3 protein-coding genes are annotated in these 3,247 nt (G+C 32.5%); 1 reads left to right on the top strand and 2 read right to left on the bottom strand.

Going from position 1 to position 3,247, the window contains the following annotated elements:
- Positions 1–212: 212 nt before the first annotated feature.
- Together ACI313_RS01055 and ACI313_RS01050 are read right to left on the bottom strand one after the other, a co-directional pair.
- A complete protein-coding gene (locus ACI313_RS01055) occupies positions 213–1,541 on the bottom strand; it encodes a PTS sugar transporter subunit IIC (protein WP_233994879.1) in 1,329 nt (442 codons plus the stop codon).
- A gap of 34 nt (positions 1,542–1,575) precedes the next feature.
- A complete protein-coding gene (locus ACI313_RS01050; RefSeq protein WP_439755073.1) occupies positions 1,576–2,250 on the bottom strand; it encodes a hypothetical protein in 675 nt (224 codons plus the stop codon).
- An 18-nt stretch (positions 2,251–2,268) separates the two neighbouring features.
- On the opposite strand from ACI313_RS01050, the gene ACI313_RS01045 reads away from it, so the two are divergent.
- Positions 2,269–2,952: a MurR/RpiR family transcriptional regulator gene (locus tag ACI313_RS01045; protein WP_260211094.1), complete on the top strand. Its 684-nt coding sequence runs from the start codon at positions 2,269–2,271 to the stop codon at positions 2,950–2,952.
- Positions 2,953–3,247 lie beyond the last annotated feature (295 nt).

Below are 3,247 nucleotides of genomic sequence, written 5' to 3'. Positions count from 1 at the left end.
CAGGTGGAGTTTCTTTAGCCTGAGCTATTTTACGAAACTTATCAGGATTATCCATTTTAATTTTGAAACAAGATTTTGTTTTTGCAAGTGGCTTTTGGTATTTAGAAAAAATGTTTAATAAAAAATGCCTCAATTCAAATTACTATTACTAAACAAAAATCCCCGGAATTCATATTGAATTTCGAGGATTAATATTATTTAAATCTCTTCTCTTATGCTGCAGCAGCGGCAGCGTCATTCTTCATTTCATTACGTTCTGCTACTCTAAAGAATGGTAAGTAAATGAAAATACCGATGACGATCAACAAACATTCGAAAATAACATTTCTCCAATCCATTGAGCTGATGTATGCCTGGAAAAAGAATGGAGTAAATGATGGATCTACAATATATCCCATTCCAATCCAATGACAGCTCTCGGCTACATAAGTCAAGATAATGTTAATGATAGGAGCCATTAAAAATGGAATGCCTAAAATTGGATTAAAACAGATTGGTGTACCAAAGATAATTGGCTCATTAATACTGCATATTCCTGGGATAAATGAAAGACGTCCTAAAGCACGATACTTTTCCACTTTACTATTCATCATCAAAAGACATAAAGCTAAAGAGTTACCTGAACCGCCTAAAACAGCAATTCTAAACATTTGTAAATTCATCAAATTCGTTGGAGCCAAACCTTTAGCAATCAGAGCAGCATTTGCACCTGTTGCTGCAACACCTGTAGCAAATACAATTGGGAAAATAACATTGCTACCATTTACTCCGATTAGCCAAAGCAAATTACCTAGAGTCACAATCAAAATATAACCCCAGAGACTGTTAGCCAAAAATGTAGCTGGTGTTAAACATTTCATAATAAAATTAGTAAAGTCTGTATGAGTCACACCAACTAAGATTAGATTAGCACCATAAAAGATGAAAATATTTGCAAGTAATGGAATCAGTGAATTGATGAAATTGGCTACCATTGGGGGAATAGAATCTGGAAGCTTTATTTTCAATTTACTCTTTTCAACTAATCTATTAATTTCAACCGTAAGTAATCCAATGATAATTGCAACAAATAAACCATTTGTACCTAAGTTGCTAATATCAATTTTATTATTCTTATCAACTGTGGTAGCTACCATTAAAAAAGTAACTAACGAAATCATACCATCCGTTGCAGGATGAAATCTTTGATATCTTTTGCTTAACTCATACGCAATACCAAATGCACCGATCATCCCAAACATCCCCATTGTCATGTTATATGGAACGGTTATTTGGGAATAATGGGCTACAGCCCAGTATTTCCACCCTGCAATCCATTTTATAAAGAAGTTGGCAGTTGCAGGATTATACTTATCCAGTACAATTGGTGGATTAGCTACAATTAAAAAGAAAGATCCAATTACCAAAAATGGTAATCCGAAAAGCATACCATTTGAAATTGCTTGTAAATGTTTTTCATTTCCAAGTTTCTGTCCAATAGGTACTAGAATTTTATCTAACCTAGTCATTAGTGATTCTTTTTTAGCAATAGTTTTAGCCATCAGAGCTCTCCTATTTTTCTTTACTAAGAAATGATTATATTTGATATGGATTGAACTTGAATGCATTAGGAATTACTTTACTTTCATCCCAATTCTTGCGAATCTTGTAATATTCATCCCAGTAATTATTATCAACTTTTAATTGTGGTGTAACCTTTGAGTCAACTTCGAGGAAGTGCATACTACCTCTACCCATCTTCTTACCACGGGTAGTGTGTTTGTCCAAGGCGTAATCTGGAATCGTAGGAACATAGCCTAATGCAAAGTTTTTGATTATAATGTTCTTAAGCAAATCTGATGAACGATCTTTAGTTGATTCGCATAAGTAACGAATGGCATGAACGAACATCATAGCACGATCTGGTTCATTGTAACTAAAGTTTTGACGCATTTGATTCAAGCTATTAATAAGAATTGGTGCTTGAGGATTACCCATACCAATGTCTTCAACTGAAATAGCTTGTAAACGGCGCCATAATTTTTCTTCCATTTGTGGTGAAGAAATATACATCTCATACGCAAATTCACAAGCTGCTCTTTCTTTACCTTTTCTAATGGATTTTTGCAGTGCTGAAATTACTTCATCAGCAGCTAAACCATTGCGAGTTCTAGTTCTAGCCCATGGATCAGCTAAAAATTCTTTATCTCTATTTTGTGGTACTTCGTTCTTCTTAATATCTTTTTCTGACATAATGAGTTCTTCTTTCATAATATAAGGAGAAAACTAATGAACATCCAATCTATTTGTGAAAAATATCAGTTAAATAAAGACGAACAAAAAGTTCTTCTTTATATGAATCAGCATAGTTCAGAACTTAGAAATCTAAGCATACGTGAATTAGCTAAGCGAACATTCACTTCTCCTAGCTTTATCATCAAGACCTGTAAAAAGATGAAGCTCTCAGGATATTCGGAATTAGTCTTTTTAATTACAGATACACCAAAGTTTCCTAGTAATACCGAAAACGACTTAAAAGTAAGGTCTTACGTAAAATCATTTTCTAGCTTGTTAAATAAGCATAGAGACTCAATGATCATGATATTGGGTAATGGTTTTTCTCAAAATATTGTCAATTACATGAGTGAATATTTTAACCTACATGGTTTCAGATGTACTGCTAATTCACATCTTGAGCTTCTTCGTAAGAATAAAGACGATTTGATCATCGTTATCAGCAATTCTGGAGAAACAAAACGACTCGCTGATTTATGTATCCAAGCTAAAAAGAACAACAAAGACATAATTTCATTTGTTGGCAATGGTAATTCAACCATTGCCAACAACTCTTCCTTAGCGATTAGCTCTGATACATTTAATCTTTCTTCCTTCGATAGTCATTATCCTCAATTATTTTTTGGCTTAACGCTTATCTATTTTGAGCTATTAATGAGTTACTTTTTGTCTAAGTAGGTACCTTTTCTTAAGACACTTTTATCATAAACAGCATTCAATCATTTTTGAATATTTTCCGTAGTTTCAAAAACATATTCTTATTTTTAGAAACAATTTCAAATATATTGCAAACTATTTTAACTTATGGCGGTAAAAATATCCGTATTGATTTTAACTATTAGTAATGAAAGTTGAATAAATGTACGGATCTATGCTTAATTATGAAACAATAATTTATTCTTACGAAAAAGCAAATAAATCATTAGCTACTATATCAGCTAATGATAAACAGTAAAAAAAGAACTGAATTATA

This window comes from Floccifex sp., from assembly GCF_051873495.1.
GTDB lineage: Bacteria > Bacillota_I > Bacilli_A > Erysipelotrichales > Erysipelotrichaceae > Floccifex.
The sequence above is the reverse complement of the archived record's forward strand: the minus strand, read 5'-3'. Positions and strand labels throughout refer to the sequence as shown.

What these genes read in the sequence shown, in the direction of transcription:
- ACI313_RS01055 (WP_233994879.1), bottom strand. Translation starts at nt 1,541, where the DNA reads ATGGCTAAAACTATTGCTAAAAAAGAATCACTAATGACTAGGTTAGAT.
- ACI313_RS01050 (WP_439755073.1), bottom strand. Translation starts at nt 2,250, where the DNA reads ATGAAAGAAGAACTCATTATGTCAGAAAAAGATATTAAGAAGAACGAA.
- ACI313_RS01045 (WP_260211094.1), top strand. Translation starts at nt 2,269, where the DNA reads ATGAACATCCAATCTATTTGTGAAAAATATCAGTTAAATAAAGACGAA.